Genomic DNA, 19332 nt, shown 5'->3' with positions numbered 1-19332 from the left:
TTACTATTCTTCAGTTAATTGTTCGCCTTGTCTTCCTTCTATAATAGCATCAGCTAATCTTTCAGTTATTAATTTAACTGCTCTTATAGCATCATCATTACCTGGAATTACATAATCAACTTCATCTGGATCACAGTTTGTATCGACTATTGCAACTACAGGGATTCCAAGAATTTTAGCTTCAGAAATAGCATTTTTTTCTTTTCTTGGGTCTACAACAAATAGAGCTCCAATTTTATTTGCATCCATGCTTCTAATTCCACCTAGATTTTTTTCTAGTTTTTCTCTTTCATTTAGAAGATGACTAACTTCTTTTTTAGGAAGAACTTCAAATGTTCCATCTTCTTCCATTTTGTATAATGTTTCTAATCTTGCTATTCTTGTTTTGATTGTTTTAAAGTTAGTTAACATTCCACCTAACCATCTATTGTTTACAAAATGCATTCCTGCTCTTACAGATTCAAATTTAATAGCTTCTTGAGCTTGTTTTTTTGTACCTACAAATAGAACATCCTTACCTTCTTCAGATACTGATTTAATGAAATCATATGCTTCATCTATTTTTCTAACTGTTTTTTGTAAATCGATGATATATATTCCGTTTCTTTCTGTAAATATGTACGGAGCCATTTTAGGATTCCATCTTCTTGTTTGATGTCCAAAATGTACACCTGCTTCTAATAATTGTTTCATTGATATAACTGCCATTAATAATAACCTCCCTGGTTTTTACCTCCATTACCATCATCTTATTAAAGACCAAATATTGGCACCCTTCAATAATTAAGCAATGTGTGTATTTTCTCACTTTTGTAGTATAACATAAGGTAATAATGTATTCAATAAAAATCTTTAATATAATTAAATCTTTTATTGAATTAAAAGAATACTTTACTTATTAATATTCTCATTTCATACATATTTATACTTTATTAATTTGATTTTTTTAAGGCAGAACAAAACTGTTCTGCCTTAGACTATTTTATTTTTTTTAGTTCATCCATTAATTTCTCATTTAATATTTTAATATGTGTACCTTTCATTCCAAGTGATCTTGATTCTATTACTCCTGCACTTTCAAATTTTCTTAATGCATTAACTATAACAGATCTAGTTATTCCAACTTTGTCTGCTATTCTAGACGCTACGAGTAATCCTTCACTGCCATCTAATTCATTAAATATATGTTGTACTGCTTCAAGCTCTGAATAAGATAACGTTCCAATAGCAAGTTGCACTACTGCTTTTTTTCTTGCTTCTTCTTCTATCAGATCATTTTTAGCCCTTAAAATTTCAAGACCAACTATTGTAGCACTATATTCAACTAAAACTAAATCATCTTCTGTAAACATCTGATCAAATCTCGAAAGTAAAAGAGTACCTAATCTTTCCCTATTACCGTTTATTGGTACTATAGTAGTCATTTTGTTCTCTACTCCACATTCCTTATCATCTTGGAATACGCAAATTTTTTCATTTGTGAGATTAGCTTTCGTTTCATTAATATTAAGCAAGCTGTTATTGTAATCCTCTGGAAACCTCATATTTTTTATGATTTCGTCCTTTACAACTTCACATTCAAACCCACTTGATAAATCATAACCTAATATTTTTCCTCTTCTACTAATAATATATACATTACATTGCAATACATCGCTTAATAAATTACATATATCATCAAAAACTACTGGTTCTGTTCCGGATTTTTGCAATATTTTATTCAACATTCTCGTTTTATCTAATAATGACACAATATTCCTCCTCGTTTTTGTTATAAAATACAACCTATATTATTTAAACAAATTCACAAAGTCAATTTACTTTAGAATAAGTACAATTCAAAATATTTTAAATTTTTAGAATCGTTTCGTTTATAATACTATCACAACATTCATGCTATATCAACAGTATTAATATATATTTCGACATTCTTTTTATCCAATATCTTTTGTTCTTTAACTTGTTATCCTAATTTTTCTTATCTTCGCTATTTTCCTCATTATTTTCTTCCTCTTTATATTCCTTATGTTTACATTCTGCATTTGAACATTCCATATAATCACTTTTAGTTTTACTATATCGTTTAACCATATATGTTCCACACTCTGAACATTTTATATCAGTTGGTTCATGCCAACTTACAAAATCACATTTAGGATAATTACTACAGCCGAAAAATTTAGTTCCTTTTTTACTTCTTCTTTCTAAAATTGTTCCACCACATTTGGGACAGGGAACATCTAGTTCCTTAGTAATTGCTTTTGTATTTTTACACTCTGGATAACCAGGACACGCTAAAAAATCACCAAATCTTCCGTGTTTTATTACCATGAACTTTCCACATTTATCACATTCTACTTCTGTAACTTCATCTTCAATTGTAATTTTTGCTATCTCTTTCTCTGCAATTTCAATATCTTCTTTAAGCGGTGTAAAAAAATTATTAACTATGTTTTGCCACTTTTCTTTCCCTTCCTCTACATAATCTAAATTATTTTCCATTTGTGCCGTAAATTCTATATCCACTATCTGTTTGAAGTATTCACTTAAAATATTATTTACAATATTCCCAATTTCCGTTACTTCTAACGCTTTATTATCTTTTTCCACATATTTTCTATTAAGAAGAGTAGAAATAATTGGTGCATAAGTACTAGGTCTACCTATACCATTTTCTTCCAATGTTTTTACAAGAGATGCCTCAGAAAATTTTGCAGGTGGCAAAGTGAAATGCTGTTTTCCTTCAGTTTTTTCACTGTGTAAAATATCTTCTTTATTAAGTTCTGGAAACTTTAGATTATTTTCTTCATCTTCTAAATCTTCACCATAAATTTTTCTAAATCCATCAAAAGCTACTTTAGACCCAGATGCTTTAAGACTATAATCTCCATTTTGTATATCTATAGATACAGTATCAAGTAAACATGTTTCCATTTGACTTGCTACGAATCTATTCCAAATCAATGTATATAATTTGTATTGTGGAGCTTTAAGTGTTTTCTTAGCAACTTCTGGTGTTATTTCAATATTAGATGGTCTAATAGCTTCATGACCATCTTGTATATTTTTTTTACTTTTAAATATTCTTGGTGTGCTTGGATAGTATTTTTCACCATATTTGCTGCAAATAAAGTCTTTTGCACTTTGTTGAGCTTCCTCTGCAATTCTTGTGGAATCGGTCCTCATATATGTAATTAACCCTACTGTTCCATGTCCCTCTATTTCCATACCTTCATATAGTTGTTGAGCAATAGACATAGTTCGTTTTGTTGCAAAGTTAAGTTTCCTATAACCATCTTGCTGAAGTGTACTCGTTATGAATGGTGGTAGTGGATTCTTAATTTTAGATGATTTTTTTATTTTACTTACAACAAATTCTTTTTCACTAAGGTTATTAATAACCTTTTCACTTTCTTCCTTAGAATTTATTTCAAACTTTTCTCCACACTTTGAATTTAACTTAACACTTAATTTCTGAGGATCCCCTTCTTTATATAATTCACATTCTATAGTCCAATATTCTTTAGTTATAAATTTTTCTATTTCTTTTTGCCTATCACAAATTATTTTAAGGGTAACTGATTGAACCCTTCCTGCACTTAATCCCCATTTAACTTTTCTCCAAAGTATAGGACTAATCTCATATCCAACTAGTCTATCAAGTATACGCCTTGCTTGTTGAGCATCCACAAGTGTTGCATTTATTACTCTTGGAGATTTTATAGCGTTTTTAACCGCCGTTTTTGTTATCTCATTAAATTCTATCCTGCATTTATCTTTTTCATCTATCTTTAATGCTTTTGCTAAATGCCACGCAATAGCTTCACCTTCTCTATCAGGATCTGTTGCCAAATAAATTTTATCGCTTTTTTTAGCTGCTTTTCTTAGTTTAGATAAAAGTTCACCTTTACCACGGATAGTTATATATTTAGGTTCATAATTGTTGTCGATATCAACACCCAATTGGCTTTTAGGTAAATCTCTAACATGTCCCATGGACGCTTCTACTACATAACTACTACCTAAATATTTCTTTATGGTTTTAGCTTTTGCAGGTGACTCAACTATAACAAGTTTTTGTCCCATCTTATCCCCTCCATCAATGTATTCTAATATAATTAACTTATATTTACTTATATTTTGTCATTTACTCTTACATAATAGTTTCCTGATAGACATAATACTTCATTTTTAATCTGCATTTCAAATAATACCTCATATAATTGTTTTATGTCAATGCTAGTTATTCTAATAATGTCATTAATATGTAATGGACTATCGCTTATAATGCTATATATTTTTTCACTAAGCTTACTATTTAAAGACCTTACAGTGGCATTTTTTTTAGTTTTAATATCTATTCCAAGTATTTCAAATATATCATTACTAGATGTAAGTGGGAATGCTCCATCTTTAATTAACTTATTTGTTCCTTTACTTTCGAATGAAAATATAGATCCAGGCACAGCCATGACATCCTTACCTTGCTCAAGTGCTAAATTTGCAGTAATTAAAGAACCACTTTTCTCGCCAGCCTCTATTACAATAATAATATCACCAAGAGCACTTATAATTCTATTCCTTTGAGGAAAATTATAAGCATATGGTGGCGTTCCTGGTAAGAATTCCGAAATAACAGCACCCTTTTGAACTATTTCATTAAATATTTTAGAATTTTCTTTAGGATATATTACATCAAGTCCTGATCCTAAAACTGCACAAGTGTATCCCTCATTCGTAAGACAACTCTCGTGAGCAAACGTGTCAATGCCCTTAGCCATGCCACTGATAATATTAACTTTACTTGCGCATAAATCTGAACATATAATTTTAGTAACATCCTTTCCGTAATTTGAATACTTTCTAGATCCCACTACAGAAATGTTATACCCTTCATTTAATGGCATTATGTTGCCTTTGTAAAACAATGTATATGGTGCATCATCATAACTTTTTAATTTTTGAGGATACTCAGCCTCGTAGTACTGTATGGATTTTATTTCATTAGTTTCTAAATTTCTTCGTACATTATCAATTTCTTTATCACTCCAAGCATTTGTCAGGACATTAATTAAAGTATTATTAAAATATTCTGTTTTTTTATTACGTACACCATAATACCATATTTGCTGAGTATTATGGAAATCATTTATCAATTTCAGTTTTATTTTTGGGGATAATTTAACTAATGAGAACCATATATCGTAGTCATTCATCCTTTTGCTATACCTCCTGTATATATTTTTTATAACAACTTATATTAATAATCAAACTATTTGTTCATCAATAAATTTTCTATATTGCACTGCCTCAATAATATGTTTATCTAAGATATTTTCACTTCCATCTAGATCTGCTATAGTTCTAGATACTTTAATGATTCTTGAATAAGCCCTTGTACTTAAAGTAAATTTATTGTACATTAATTCAAGAATTTTACTTGCTTTTTTATCTATATGGCAATACTTTTTAATTAACTTTTGGTTCATCTCTGCGTTGCAGTGAATTTCTTCCGTACTAAAACGTTTCTCTTGAATATTTCTTGCCTCGATAACTCTTTTTTTAATAACACTAGATTTTTCACTGCTTTTTCTACTAATTATTTTATTATAAGGCAAAAAATTAACTGCCGTAAATATATCAATTCTATCTAGTAGTGGCCCACTAAGCTTACTCAAATACCTTCTTCTTTCATATTCACTACAACTACATTGCCGCACGTAAGATCCATAGTATCCGCAAGGGCATGGATTTAATGCACTTACAAACATAAAATTAGATGGATATTCTATAGTTCCATTAACTCTTGAAATAGTGATTTTTCTCTCCTCTAAAGGTTGCCTTAACACTTCTAAGACATTTTTTTTAAATTCTAATATTTCATCTAGAAATAATACCCCCGTGTGAGCTAAAGAAATTTCTCCAGGTATTATTTTATTTCCACCACCAACTAAAGCAATACGTGATATAGTATGATGAGGACTTCTAAATGGTCGTTGCAAAACGATCCCTTCATTATTGCCAAGCTTTCCGGAAACACTATAGATTTTTGTAACCTCGAGTGACTCCTCTTGACTTAAAGACGGTAATATGCTAGGAATTCTTTTTGCCATCATTGATTTACCAGAGCCCGGCGGCCCATACATAATTAGATTATGTCCCCCAGCAGCTGCTACTTCAATAGCACGTTTTGAACTTTCTTGTCCCATAACATCCTCATAATCTAACTCTTCATTAATTAATATTTCTATATCTTTACCTCTCTCATAAGGCATTAAATCTTTATAATTTAAAAAGTCTACTACTTGTTTTAAATCATCCAAAGGAAATATCTTTGCAGATTTAACAAGGCTACATTCTCTTGCATTGTATGTCGGAACTATAAATTTTTCAATCTTATTTTCAATTCCTTCCATAACTACAGGTAAGGCTCCACGTACTTTTTTTAATTTACCTGATAATGATAATTCTCCAATAAAAAGATAATCATTAATATCATTAACATTTATTTGTTTAGTTGCAAGAAGAATGCCTATCGCTATTGGTAAATCAAATAACGATCCTTCTTTTTTTAAATCAGCTGGTGCTAGATTTATAGTTATTCTATTTACCGGGAAATCAAATCCTGAATTCAGTATTGCAGAACGTACTCGTTCTTTTGATTCTTTAACAGATATATCTGCAAGTCCGACGATATTTAAGGCGGGCAGTCCCCTAGTTATATCAATTTCAACGGTAACTATAACGCCTTTAATTCCTGTAAATGCTGCTGACATAATTTGTATTGCCATATTATCACCCTTACCTTTTTTATTTCCTAGTTCATATTACATAATTATTGACATAATTATCAACAAAATAACCTTACATGAAATTAAAAAAAATTAAACGGCTAAAGCCCAATTAAATTTAGGGCTTTAGCCGTTTAAGTCAATTTTATTATTTCCCCTGTCTACTTGACAGTGAGCAGTCCAGGTCCCCCTGGGTGCAGTGTTTTTTGTTTTACCAGTTTTTTTGCACAAAGTATATGGTTCTAAACGGCACCTAAATCATCTATAGAAATAATATTGCTATTTTGTGTTATGGTTGTCTTCTCTTCCACAATTGGCTCTATTACTTCTTCTATTTCTACTTCATAAATTTTATCATTTAGCGTTATCATATATTTTTTCATATTATTAACACCTTCCTAGCTAAATTATACTCATCATTTTATTCTTTTGATTTTTGATATTCTAAACTCCGAATTCGGGTTATCGCGCGCTGCCATAGCCGATGCTACAAGTGCTACTACTATTCTCTCTTCTTCATCTATTGCATTTATTTCTTGTATTTTACAATTTGTTATTATTTCCTTATAAGTATCACAAGTACCACTGTTTATATTATCACTTAACCTGTCCTCAAAGAATTTTTTTGAACTTCTTGGAAATAAAGCATATGATATCACATCTTCATAAGTAGTGGCCAAATCTCCAATTTCATTTTTATATTTGTCCATCTCCGGCTCTAATAAGTCTGCTGGTCTTTGAGTTATAATTTTCATGTTCCCTATGATTTTTGTCTTTATTTCATCTTTTATAGGTGTTGATGGACTTCCATAAAGTCCTTTAACATAATCTTTTAATTCTTTTGGAATTATTTTATATCGGACGCCAGATAGTATATTAAATATTGCTTGAGTCCCTACCATTTGAATAAGAGGCGTAATTAAAGGTGGATATCCTAAATCTTTTCTCACTCTAGGTATCTCTGTAAGGACTTCTTTATATCTAGATTCAACCCCCTGCTCCTTAAGCTCTAATAAAAGGTTCGATAACATGCCTCCAGGAACCTGATATGTAATAATTCTAGGCTCTACATTCATAACTTTTGTATTTAGTATTCCATTTTCTCTGTATTTCTCTTTTATAGGTCTAAAATAGTCTGCTATTTCACCTAATAAATTAATATCTAATTTAGGATCGCGTGGACTCTCTTTTAAAGTAAGGACCATCGACTCTGTAGGTGGTTGTGATGCGCCCTCTGAAAAGGGAGAAATTGCAGTGTCAATAATATCTACTCCTGCTTCAACAGCCTTTAAATATGTCATAGAAGCTATTCCGCTAGTACAATGAGCATGCAAACATAATGGTATTTTTACAGCCAATTTTAATTTCTTCACTAATTCGAAAGCCGAATATGGCGTTAGTATACCAGCCATATCATTAATACAAATTGAATGTGCCCCTAATTTCTCAAGTTTTATTGATAATTCAACATAATAATCTAAAGTATGTACTGGGCTAGTTGTATAACATATAGCACATTGACAGTGTGCTCCGCCTTCTTTAATAACTCTAATTGAAGTTTCCATATTTCTTGTATCATTTAATGCATCAAATACTCTTATTATATCTATACCATTTTCTATAGACTTCTTAATAAATGCCTCAACTACATCATCTGCATAATGTTTATACCCTAGAAGATTTTGACCCCGAAGGATCATTTGGAGCTTAGTATTTTTAACTATCTTACGGATTTCTCTTAGTCTTTCCCAAGGGTCTTCATTAAGAAAACGGAGACATGAATCGAAAGTTGCTCCTCCCCATACCTCCATTGAATAATACCCGACCTTATCCATTTTTTCTAGAATTGGTAATATCTCTTCTGTTTTTAATCTCGTAGCAATTAAGGATTGCTGGCCATCTCTAATTACTGTCTCAGTTATTCTAATTGGATTCACTATTTTATCCCTCCTAAGAGTTCGTTTTTCTTAATTACTTAATTTCCTGTACGATTACTTCATACTCTTTATTATTTACCCTTACTTTAAACTTTTCACTAGTTATTGCGTCGCATCCCACTTTTGTCATACTTTCTCTTATGAAATCAAAGTCTTTCATATATTTTCTATATATTATATGAGCTTCCTCAATACTTATTAATTTAAACCTGATACTGTCACCAGGTTTTAACTGTCCAACTATGTTTATATCAGGAGTTATTATTGTGGCAATTTTCGTATATCCACCAGTAGTTTGCCTATCAGCCATCATAATTATTGGAGCCCCATCTCCTGGAATCTGCACAGACCCCATGGTTATTCCATCAGATATAATATCTGCCGAAGTAATATGTGAAACTTTAGGACCAGATAATCGGTATCCCATTCTATCAGCTTCACTTGTTACTTTATACTCACAATCAAAAAATGTATTTATACCATCTACCGTAAAATAATCATCCTGAGGACCAAGTACCACTCTTACAGTATTATCCTTGTAGTACAATGGTATTAACTCAATTGGAAGCTTTTTGATACTAGTAAACTCATTTTCTGCTGAAGCTCCAATCTTAATCTCGTCGCCAGCCTTCAGCATTCTTCCCTGAAATCCTCCTACTTTGCCCTTCACATACGTAGCCTTGCTACCCATAACCTCTGGCACGTCAATGCCATGCTCGATTGCTATATAACTCCTGCACCCACTTTGAGCGGTTTCAAAAGAAAGTTCATCACCATCTAACACCTTAATTCCAGACCACATATCTATAGCCTTGTTATTTATCCTTGGCATAAGATTGGCACCTGTAACTGCAATCAAGGCATCACCCTTAAATTTTATTTTAAGGCCGAAAAGAGTAGCTTCTAAACATGCCTCGCTATCCTTATTCCCAACAAGAATATTAGCCACTCTTAGTGAGAATTGATCCATAGCACCGGAAACCGACATACCGGATTTTTGATAATTATACCTACCAATATCCTGAATTGTAGTATACATACCTGGCTTTAATATTTTCATTATTGTCATATACTCACCTTCTTAACTTCTCTCTTATAATTACTTTATATTTTCCGTCTCTCTCTAAAGCTTCAATATTTTTGTATTCATTTTCATCTATCTGTACAAATTTTATATAATCGCCCGCATTTAATAATACAGGGTCCTCTCGAAAGGGATCATACAATTTAACAGGAGTTCTGCCAATTAATTGCCACCCTCCAGGGCTTTCTATAGGATATATACCCGTCTGTTTACCTGCAATTCCTACACTTTGGGCAGGTATTTTAGTTCTTGGATTTTGAAGCCTAGGGGCCTCTATTTTATCACTCATTCCTCCAAGGTATGGAAATCCAGGTGTAAACCCAATCATATAAATTAAATACTCCACACTTGTGTGAATTTTTATCACTTCATCTACTGATATTTTATTGTGCTTTGCCACAAAGTCAATATCGGGACCATACTCTCCACCATAAAGTGTTGGCACTTCTATAACTTTAGCATCTGGAAGTTTCAATTCGTGCATCTTTGATATAATTGATTTTATCATACCTATAAGATTATCTAATTCCATTATCATAGGGTCATAAATCACCATAAGTGACCTGTATGTAGGAATAATCTCGTTTATTCCTACAATGCCTGCCCTCTCCATTGCTATTGTAAGGCTTCTTATTTTTGAGTTTACCTGTTCTTCAATTTTATCTCCAAATTCCACAACTAAAGCCCTATCTCCGGCGATTAAATACTTAACCTCTTCATACATATTGTATTTTCACCCCTTATTTAAATAATTCAGCTATTCCACCCAATGACATATAACCCGCAACAACTGCTAATATTACAACAATATAACCCAAATACATGAGCAACTTTGAATGCTTATAATGATCTCCTACAATATTTTTTCTAGTTGATGCGATAAGTATTATTCCAAGGGAAATTGGAAGAATCAAACCATTTAATGAACCTGCTAGCACAAGTAACTTTACAGGCTTACCTATCATTAGGAACACCAATGTACATATAGTAATAAAGCCTATTATACATTTTGACGTATGTTTTTCAAAAACCGGTGCGAGTGTTTTTAAAAATGATAAAGTTGTATAAGATGACCCAACCATTGCAGTTAAACCAGCTGAAAAGAGTATAACTCCAAACAACTTATAACCCAGATTACCCGCTCCAAGTCTAAATGCTTCAGCTGCTGGATTTACAGTACCAAGTGGCTTACCAATGTTTACAACAACCCCAAGAATCGCAGCGAAAAGAAGTATCCTCATAAGTGATGCTAACGATATAGCAAGTACTGAACTTTTGGTTATTTCTTTCACATGTTCCTCTCCTGTAATGCCAGCGTCTATTAGTCTGTGCCCTCCTGAAAAACATATATATCCACCTACTGTTCCACCGACAAGAGTTAGCAATGGCAAGAATGTAACCTTGGTTGGTACAAATGTCCGTAAAATCATCTCTCCAACTGGAGGATGAGTTCTAAATGCCACATATGCTACAAGTAACAATGTACCAACACCGAGTACCTTTGCAAAAATGTCCATTGCTTTTCCAGCTTCTTTAGAACTAAACAGTATAATACCTATACCACAGCTAATAATAGCACCTATTTTAGTGTTCAGCCCGAATAATACATTAAGACCAAGAGCCGCACCTGAAATATTTCCTATACAAAATGCAAATCCCCCAATAGTTATAAGCACTGCTAGAAAAATACCAAGACCGGGTACCATCTTGTTTGCAATGTCCTGAGCCCTAAGTCCTGATACACCAATAATCTGCCATATATTTAGCTGTGCTATAAGATCTATAATAATAACAAGAAGTATGACAAACCCCAGGTTAGCTTTAAGCGATTCTGTAAATACCGCAGTTTGAGTCAGAAATCCTGGCCCTATAGCGGATGTAGCCATAATGAATGCTGCTCCAATCAGTACCCCAACATTACTTTTCTTTTTATCTTTTGTGTTTAAATTATTACTCATAAATAAATTTTCCTCCTATGTAATAAATTGACTAAGTGGTTTTATCTCAACTTTAGCTTTGAATAGTTCTTCCCTTATAAGCTTCACAAACTGTGTTGCCTCTGGATTATCTCCATGAACGCATATGGAATCTGCCTTTATGTCCACATCTTCACCACTTATTGCTGTCACTTTTCCCTCTGTTACCATTCTAATCACCCTCGAAATAGCTATATTCGTGTCTAGAATCATTGCACCGGGAAGGCTTCTTGCAACAAGGGTTCCATCAGAATTATATGCCCGGTCTGCAAAAATTTCGTTTGCAGCCTTTAACCCTTTTTCTTTTGCTGCCTTTATCATTTCGCTTCCGGAAGACCCAAGAACTATCAAATCTCTATCCACTTCCCATATACCTTCTATAATAGCCTGAGCTAATTTACTATCCTTAGCTGCCATATTGTACATTGCTCCATGAGGTTTTACATGCTGCATTTTCGCACCTGCTGATTTTACGAAACCATATAAAGCTCCAAGCTGATATATTGTGTACTGCTTTATCTCGTCCGGAGATACTGTCATATTCCTTCTCCCAAAACCCATAACATCAAAAAATCCAGGATGTGCGCCAATACCTACACTATTTTTAAAAGCTGCCCCAACAGTATCCCTCATAACAATAGGGTCACCTGCATGCCATCCACAAGCAATATTAGCTGATGATACATATTTAAGCACCTCTTTATCAAGTCCAATTTTGTAAGCTCCAAAACTTTCTCCTACATCACTATTTAAATCAATTATTTTACTCATATTGTTTATTCTCCTTTGTGTAGTTTCCTTATAACATAGAAACTGTAAATAGCTAAAAATTCCCAACTATAATGCTGATTACAATTAAATCATCTTATTTTTTAATAAGTATACCGTACATATATACATTTTAACAGTATGATTATGACTTTTTTATTTCCTATGATTTTTCACTTTCATAATCTCGTTATGTTTGTTACAATTAACAATGTGAGTCTTTATAATTAAGATCACATACTTCTTATCCTAAATCAAACGGAAAAGAGTTAGAAAATACATGACTGTTAACTCCATTTAACACAGTCTTTGTAGAAAACCCTTCTCCGCTTTTTTATTTGTTGGATTAAGATAAGATTAAAATTAATTTGTGAGTTTAAAACATTAAATAAGATTTTAGTGATGACATTAGTAGTTATTATGGCTTGTTTATTACCAATACTTACAAACACATTATACTAGGAGGTAATAAAATGGCTTTAAAATTAGACATGGTTCAAGCAGCATCCCTTGCTGTTGTTGTCCTATTTATAGGACAAAGGATTAAAAACAAACTTGCTTTCTTAGATAAATACTGTATCCCCGCACCGGTGATTGGGGGATTAATCTTTGCAATAATAACTTTAATATTAAAAATGAGTAACCTATTAATTTTTGATATGGATATAACACTTCAAAAATTATTTATGACAGTATTCTTTACAACTATCGGACTTACCGCAAGCCTTAAATTACTAAAAAAAGGCGGAAAAGGGGTTTTAATATTTTTAGGTATATCCGTAATATTGTGTGTTCTTCAAGATATTACAGGTGTCACACTTGCTAAAATGTTTGGTTTAAATCCGCTTATCGGTCTTTCTACCGCGTCTGTTCCTATGGTAGGTGGTCATGGAACTGCAGGTGCCTTTGGTCCAATATTTGAAAAAGCGGGTGCCATAGGTGCAACCACTGTGGCACTTGCATCAGCAACATTTGGTTTAGTTATGGGAAGCATCATTGGTGGACCCATAGGAAAAAGATTAATAGAAAAAAATAATCTTTCGTACCCTATGAAAATTAATTCAAATGCACATAATCAATTTGTTGAAACAAAAGAAAGCAACGAAAAACCACTCCGTCATGATAATTTTATGGGCGCAGCAACTCAGATTTTGTTAGCTATGGGACTAGGTACAATTATATCAATTGTTTTAGAAGAAACAGGTATGACTTTCCCATCATATATTGGAGCTATGTTTGCAGCTGCAATTCTAAGAAATATATCTGATTGTACAAATGCATATAAAGTTCACTCAGAAGAAGTTGATATAATAGGAGAAGTTTCATTATCTTTATTCTTAACTATGGCATTAATGGGTTTAAAGTTATGGCAATTATCAGCTTTAGCGTTACCTCTAATAGTAATGTTAATCGCTCAGACAATTCTTACAGGATTGTTTTGCTATTTTGTAACCTTCAATGTTATGGGAAGAGATTATGATGCAGCAGTAATTGTTTCTGGTAACTGTGGATTTGGTATGGGTGCCACCCCAAATGCAATGGCTAACATGGGAGCTATGACAACAAAATATGGGACTTCTTCAAAAGCATTTTTTATTGTACCACTCGTTGGCAGTTTATTTATAGATTTTTGTAACGCGGGTGTCATTACAACGTTTATGAATTTTCTTGCGAAATAAATAACTTCTGCACATTTATTTTTTGTGAAATCAATGTCCCATCAATCTTAATTATTAGTAAACTATTGTAAATAATGATATAATCCCCCTATAAGCTATACAGAGGGGGATTATAAAATGTCATTAGATGTATCATCCTTAGTTAAAACTTTTGGTGAAAAGACTGCAGTAGACCATATTTCTTTTAAAATTCAAAATCCAGGTGTATTTGGTTTACTTGGCACAAATGGTGCAGGAAAAACCACTACCATAAGAATGATTTTAGGAATTCTTGAAAAAGATGATGGTAGCATTCAATGGAATGGAAAACCTGTTACAAGGGAAACTGTAAAATTCGGATATCTACCAGAGGAAAGAGGATTATATCCTAAGGCTAAGATAGTAGATCAGCTTTCTTATTTTGGAAAACTTCGAGGAATGGATGGAAAGTCAGTTAAAAAAGCCATAAACTATTGGTTCGACAGACTTAAAGTGACTGAATATTCAAACTCTACAGCGGAACAATTATCTAAAGGTAATCAACAAAAAATTCAATTTATAACAGCGCTCATACACGAACCTGAATTAATTATTTTAGATGAACCTCTAAGTGGTCTTGATCCAGTTAATGCTGATTTATTTAAAAGTGTAATTTATGAATTAGTTGAAAAGGGTAAATTTATTATAATGTCTAGTCACCAAATGGAGTCCATTGAAGATTATTGTGAAGACCTTATAATACTAAAAGATGGGAAAACAGTTCTTAATGGAAATCTAAAAGAAATAAAATCCAGTTATGGAAGAACAAACCTTACAATTAACTGCAAAGAAGAAATTGAAACACTTATTAAAGGCCGAGGTATAAATCTTATATCAAAAAATGCTACTGGATATGAGCTAAAAATTAAATCTGATGAGCAAGCCTATAGTCTTCTGGGGGAAATTATATCATCGAAAATAAGACTTGATAAATTTGAGATTCGTGAACCCTCTCTCCATGAAATATTTATTGAAAAGGTAGGTGAATAACAATGAGAGGATTTTTTACTGTTTTAAATTATACTTTTAAAGAAAATTCAAGAAAAAAGTCATTTATTATTTCAACTATAATAACACTTATATTAACCGCAGTTATTGTTAGCATGCCAGCTATAATAAAAAGCTTTGATAATACTTCGAAAAACAAAACGCAGCAAGAATCATCAAATACCAAAACCAAGGGAGTTATATTTGTAGTTGATTCTAAAGGTATTTTAAAAGAAAATTTAAATAAACTTAACACCGTCTTTTCTCAGTATAAATTTAAACCTGAAACTGCTAATAACATTGATTTCCTCAAAAACAAGGTGAATAAAGAAGAAAATAACGCTCTTCTAATTTTAGATGAGAAAAATGGTGTGCCCACTTTTAATTATATAGTTAAACAATCTGGCGATGGATTAGACCCCTCTGCGCTAAGTCAATATATAAAAAGCAACTTTGTAACGAACTTACTAAAAGAAGCTAAGGTTCCACATAATATAACCCAAATGTTACAAACTGATGTTTCCTTTAATGTGAGTGAACTAGGAAAAGGGAAGATTGGTAGTTCTATATCAAGTATGATTGTAAGTATATTGCTTTTCTTTTCAATTTATTATTATGGTTATGGAGTGGCTATGTCTATCGCTTCTGAGAAAACTTCAAGAGTAATGGAACTTCTTGTAACTTCAACAAAACCTTCAATAATAATTCTTGGAAAAAGTGCTGCTATGGGTCTGCTTGGTTTAGTTCAAGTATTTATGGTTGTATGTACTGGTTTACTAACCTATAAATTAACTTTCCCTGATAATTTTTCTATAGGTGGGCAAGCACTTGATTTTTCAAGTTTTACGCCCTTTAGTATTGTAATGATAGTTGTATATTTCATATTAGGTTATTTCCTATATGCCATGATGAACGCAGTTGCTGGAGCCACAGTTAGTAAGGCTGAAGATGTTAACTCAGCTCTTATGCCAATATCCTTTATATCTATCGCTGCATTCTATTTGGGAAATTTTTCACTTGCAGTCCCAAAGGGAACTGTATCAATTGTGTCATCTATCATTCCATTTTCATCTCCTTTCTCCATGCCTTCTAGAATTTTAGCTACAGAAGTTCCTGTTTGGCAAATTACAGCTTCTCTCCTCTCCTTAGTTATAACTATTGCTTTTATAGCTTGGATTTCAATAAAAATATATTCCGCGGCTATTCTTCACTATGGCAAACGGTTAAAACTAAAAGATTTAATGAAGATATCAAGCATAAATAAAAACTAGATTTTTTAAGATTCTTAATAGTTTATAATATTATACAAAAATATGGACAGTTAATAATCATAAAAATTATTAACTGTCCATATTCATTATAGATGCTTACTTTGCGCCTATAATTTACAACATATTTACAATACTTAAATTAATTTCCTTAGATAAATCCAAATATTCAGAATCAACGCACACGATTGGTTTAGTGATAACTTGTGGTGGCACATATACAATTTCACCAATTTTACCATTATTAAGTAAAACTTTCGTGCCTACATAACAAGCAGCTATATTTGATAAAAAAGTATTTACTATATGTATATCAAAACTAACACTACTTTGACTTTGAAAAATCTTAAAAGCCTCAAAAGGATGTACTCTTTTTCTGTAGGTCCTCTCAGAAGTTATTGAAGCATAGAAATTCGTAATCGCTATAATTTTGGAACATATACTCATCTCAGATCCTCCTATACCTGCTGGATAACCTGATTTATCCTCTCTTTCATGATGTTTTAATACAGCTTCCTTGCTTTCCATCGAAAGACCATCGATGGCTTTTATAATTTCAAAACTATAAATAGGATGTTTTTTTATCTCTTCAAATTCTTCAATATCTAATTTTCCTTTTTTATTCAAAATGGAATTAGATATTTTTGTTTTCCCAACATCATGGAGCAATGCGGCTTGTATAAGATCTTTTATTTTACTTTCTGGTAACAGCATCCATTTCCCCAATAACATAGCGTACAACGACACATTTATGCTATGAGTAAATGTATCCTCATCAATAGATTTCAATTCATTTAGACACCTAACAACATGATATTCATTGTTTATAGGTTCATATATAGAATTAGATATTAAATCTATTTTTTCAACACTTACATTATTACCATTAGTTAAATCATTCACTATTTTTTTGATCTCTAATATATTTCTGTTATAACTCTGCTTTAATTGATTTAGATCATTGTCTTTATATTTAATATATTCACCTATACAAACTCCATAAATCCAAATATAATCTACTTCAAATGCCATTAATTTATTTTTAATATAACTATTTATTGTAGTGTTTTCAACAACAATAGTCGAACCGTACTTGCTTACCACTTTTTGCGCAATTATTTCACCAAGTTCACACTCTAAAATAGGTATACATCTTTTTTCCATTTTACTTACACCCCGATTATATAATATTAGTATTGTAAAATCATATTAAGGATATTTAAATTTTTCATTTTTAAATCAAATATAATTATACTATAATCCTTATTCATCTAATTTTCTACATAAAACTATATAATTTCCATTTTAGCATAATATTCTGCATAAATACATGATTTTTTATCCTCTTACAGAAGAAAAGTATTGATTTTTTATCCTTTTTACCTTAATATTAGTGTGCATGTATATTTTGTAATTTATGTATTATTAGGGAAGGGTGTTTTCATGAAAACTTTTAATAAAGACATTGGAACATTTGGTGAAGAAATAGCGGAAATTTTTTTAAAGAATTTAGGTTACAAAGTAATAGACAAAAACTTTAGATGCAAATGTGGTGAAATAGACCTAATAGCAATACATAACGATTATATTTGCTTTATCGAGGTAAAAACTAGATATGGAATAAACTTTGGAATACCAGCAGAATCAGTTACTCTTTATAAGCAGCATAAAATCTATAAAACAGCTCAAGTTTACATTTTAAAGGAAAATATTATAGACAGAAATTTTAGATTTGATGTTATTGAAGTATTGTTAAATAATGATAATAATGATTTCTTAGTTAATCATATTGAAGACGCTTTCCAATTATAATTTTAAGTATTCTTAAAATAATTTTTAAAATGCACCTAGTAATTTACAAAGTGCATTTGCAATTTTTTTATTAATTTATTCTAAAATTTTTGTTAAAAAACTTTTCCTATGTATCGGAATAATTCCAAACTTTTTTATCGCAAGTACATGTTCCTGGGTACCATATCCAACGTTTCTATCAAATCCATAATTAGGATATTTTTCATGATAATCTGCCATTAATTCATCTCTATATACCTTTGCAATTATAGAAGCACAGGCTATACTTATACTTAACGTATCTCCCTTTATTACAAATTCATTTAAACCAGGATAATTTTTTATTCTATATCCATCAGATAAAACTAAATCCGGCTTAGTAGTTAACCCTGCACACGATTCTAAAAATACTTGATTATTGCACCAAGCAATTCCTTTTTCATCTATTTGCTTATTATCAATAGCAATAATCGTGTAAGCTAATGCCCTTTCTTTAATAATAAGCGATAGTTCTTTTCTGCAAGATACCGACAATTTTTTAGAGTCATTAGCTCTTAATATTAAGTCTTTGTCCTCAACTAATTTTGAATCAAATAATACTGCAGCTGCAACTATCGGTCCAGCTAAAGGTCCACGACCAACCTCATCTACCCCAGCTACATATCTAAAGTCTCCAAAACTTCGATCAAAGTCATACATTTTCCTTACCCTTTGAATTTCTTTTTCTTTCGACTCTAATATTTTAGACATTTTAACCCCTAGTTTTTGAACAGTTTTTCTCTTATCTTGCAAAAGGCTATTTATTATGCTTCCTTTTTCGGCTTCATTGGAAACGTTTTCAACATCTTCTATACTCAAGATATATTCTTTTACTTCTTTATATTTCATGCTTGAAAAATCCACATTAAATTTCATAACATTTCTCCTTTATAATCGTCAGCTATCTTGAATTTGGCATCTTAAAAATATTAGAACAATTGGCTAATTTTTTTTAAGATGCCTTTATACTTTAAGCAATATTGGTATGTGATAC

17 protein-coding genes are annotated in these 19332 nt (G+C 31.5%); 4 read left to right on the top strand and 13 right to left on the bottom strand.

The window, feature by feature from the left end; genetic code table 11:
• Positions 1 to 3: 3 nt before the first annotated feature.
• From rpsB to LL038_RS03925, 11 genes are all read right to left on the bottom strand, one after another.
• Positions 4 to 708 (bottom strand): 30S ribosomal protein S2, encoded by a 705-nt coding sequence (gene rpsB, locus LL038_RS03975; RefSeq protein WP_171296921.1) that lies wholly within the window; start codon positions 706 to 708, stop codon positions 4 to 6.
• 269 nt (positions 709 to 977) lie between these two features.
• Positions 978 to 1754 (bottom strand): GTP-sensing pleiotropic transcriptional regulator CodY, encoded by a 777-nt coding sequence (codY, locus tag LL038_RS03970; RefSeq protein ID WP_216120067.1) that lies wholly within the window; start codon positions 1752 to 1754, stop codon positions 978 to 980.
• Between the two features lie 214 nt (positions 1755 to 1968).
• Complete coding sequence (gene topA / locus LL038_RS03965) at positions 1969 to 4086, bottom strand: type I DNA topoisomerase (RefSeq protein ID WP_216119945.1); 2118 nt, start codon at positions 4084 to 4086, stop codon at positions 1969 to 1971.
• A gap of 47 nt (positions 4087 to 4133) precedes the next feature.
• Positions 4134 to 5216 (bottom strand): DNA-processing protein DprA, encoded by a 1083-nt coding sequence (gene dprA, locus LL038_RS03960; RefSeq protein WP_216119946.1) that lies wholly within the window; start codon positions 5214 to 5216, stop codon positions 4134 to 4136.
• A gap of 51 nt (positions 5217 to 5267) precedes the next feature.
• Entirely contained in the window at positions 5268 to 6791 is a 1524-nt protein-coding gene (locus tag LL038_RS03955; protein WP_216119947.1) for a YifB family Mg chelatase-like AAA ATPase, read from the bottom strand.
• 242 nt (positions 6792 to 7033) lie between these two features.
• Complete coding sequence (locus LL038_RS03950; protein ID WP_216119948.1) at positions 7034 to 7174, bottom strand: hypothetical protein; 141 nt, start codon at positions 7172 to 7174, stop codon at positions 7034 to 7036.
• 33 nt (positions 7175 to 7207) lie between these two features.
• Positions 7208 to 8728: an oxaloacetate decarboxylase subunit alpha gene (locus LL038_RS03945; protein ID WP_216119949.1), complete on the bottom strand. Its 1521-nt coding sequence runs from the start codon at positions 8726 to 8728 to the stop codon at positions 7208 to 7210.
• Between the two features lie 34 nt (positions 8729 to 8762).
• Positions 8763 to 9797: a biotin-dependent carboxyltransferase family protein gene (locus LL038_RS03940; RefSeq protein WP_216119950.1), complete on the bottom strand. Its 1035-nt coding sequence runs from the start codon at positions 9795 to 9797 to the stop codon at positions 8763 to 8765.
• A gap of 4 nt (positions 9798 to 9801) precedes the next feature.
• Positions 9802 to 10536 carry a 5-oxoprolinase subunit PxpB gene (gene pxpB, locus LL038_RS03935; RefSeq protein WP_216119951.1) on the bottom strand — a complete coding sequence of 245 codons (735 nt, stop codon included), beginning with the start codon at positions 10534 to 10536 and terminating at the stop codon, positions 9802 to 9804.
• 16 nt (positions 10537 to 10552) lie between these two features.
• Positions 10553 to 11770, bottom strand: a complete 1218-nt coding sequence (locus LL038_RS03930) for an NRAMP family divalent metal transporter (RefSeq protein ID WP_216119952.1) — start codon at positions 11768 to 11770, stop codon at positions 10553 to 10555.
• A gap of 15 nt (positions 11771 to 11785) precedes the next feature.
• Positions 11786 to 12559 carry a LamB/YcsF family protein gene (locus LL038_RS03925; RefSeq protein ID WP_216119953.1) on the bottom strand — a complete coding sequence of 258 codons (774 nt, stop codon included), beginning with the start codon at positions 12557 to 12559 and terminating at the stop codon, positions 11786 to 11788.
• Between the two features lie 470 nt (positions 12560 to 13029).
• Here LL038_RS03925 and gltS point away from each other — a divergent pair, with 470 nt between their 5' ends.
• From gltS to LL038_RS03910, 3 genes are all read left to right on the top strand, one after another.
• Entirely contained in the window at positions 13030 to 14235 is a 1206-nt protein-coding gene (gltS, locus tag LL038_RS03920; RefSeq protein WP_216119954.1) for a sodium/glutamate symporter, read from the top strand.
• A gap of 117 nt (positions 14236 to 14352) precedes the next feature.
• Positions 14353 to 15243: an ABC transporter ATP-binding protein gene (locus LL038_RS03915; protein WP_216119955.1), complete on the top strand. Its 891-nt coding sequence runs from the start codon at positions 14353 to 14355 to the stop codon at positions 15241 to 15243.
• A 2-nt stretch (positions 15244 to 15245) separates the two neighbouring features.
• Positions 15246 to 16511 (top strand): ABC transporter permease, encoded by a 1266-nt coding sequence (locus tag LL038_RS03910; protein WP_216119956.1) that lies wholly within the window; start codon positions 15246 to 15248, stop codon positions 16509 to 16511.
• Positions 16512 to 16625: 114 nt separating this feature from the next.
• Here LL038_RS03910 and LL038_RS03905 read toward each other — a convergent pair whose 3' ends face one another.
• Positions 16626 to 17672 carry an HD-GYP domain-containing protein gene (locus LL038_RS03905; protein WP_216119957.1) on the bottom strand — a complete coding sequence of 349 codons (1047 nt, stop codon included), beginning with the start codon at positions 17670 to 17672 and terminating at the stop codon, positions 16626 to 16628.
• 279 nt (positions 17673 to 17951) lie between these two features.
• On the opposite strand from LL038_RS03905, the gene LL038_RS03900 reads away from it, so the two are divergent.
• Positions 17952 to 18320: a YraN family protein gene (locus tag LL038_RS03900; RefSeq protein WP_216119958.1), complete on the top strand. Its 369-nt coding sequence runs from the start codon at positions 17952 to 17954 to the stop codon at positions 18318 to 18320.
• A 75-nt stretch (positions 18321 to 18395) separates the two neighbouring features.
• On the opposite strand, the gene LL038_RS03895 is transcribed toward LL038_RS03900, so the two are convergent.
• Positions 18396 to 19214 (bottom strand): ribonuclease HII, encoded by an 819-nt coding sequence (locus LL038_RS03895; protein WP_216119959.1) that lies wholly within the window; start codon positions 19212 to 19214, stop codon positions 18396 to 18398.
• Positions 19215 to 19332: the final 118 nt, after the last annotated feature.

The sequence above is a fragment of the Clostridium estertheticum genome, from assembly GCF_026650985.1.
Lineage (GTDB): Bacteria > Bacillota > Clostridia > Clostridiales > Clostridiaceae > Clostridium_AD > Clostridium_AD estertheticum_C.
This window is presented reverse-complemented; position numbering and strand designations above follow the sequence as displayed.